Origin of the sequence: Paraburkholderia sp. BR10937, from assembly GCF_040965695.1 — a bacterium.
Lineage (GTDB): Bacteria > Pseudomonadota > Gammaproteobacteria > Burkholderiales > Burkholderiaceae > Paraburkholderia.
In genome coordinates, this window is record NZ_JBFRCL010000177.1 from 1 (window position 1) to 371 (window position 371).

At 53.4% G+C, this 371-nt stretch carries 1 rRNA gene; it reads left to right on the forward strand.

The features are described from left to right. Window positions 1-101, forward strand: a 23S ribosomal RNA gene (locus AB4Y44_RS42525); the annotation flags it as partial. Window positions 102-371: the final 270 nt, after the last annotated feature.

The window sequence follows — 371 nt, forward strand, 5'->3', positions numbered from 1 at the left end:
CCTTGAAGGGTCGTTCGAGACCAGGACGTTGATAGGTCAGGTGTGGAAGCGCAGTAATGCGTTAAGCTAACTGATACTAATTGCCCGTAAGGCTTGATCCTATAACAGGTGTGCCTCCCTCCCGCTGTGGAGTGAAGGGCGCACAGGTTGAGATCACGTGTCGGTCTACGTTAATGCTTCAGCATTTACGTAGAACCCACACTATGTGTGTTGTGCCTGAAACAACACAACCCCAATTCAGCAACACCCTCTTTACGCTTCTTCCCGATTGGCTGTGGCGCAGAATCCTGCGACGCAGCAACCCGTCATGCCTGATGACCATAGCGAGCTGGTCCCACCCCTTCCCATCCCGAACAGGACCGTGAAACAGC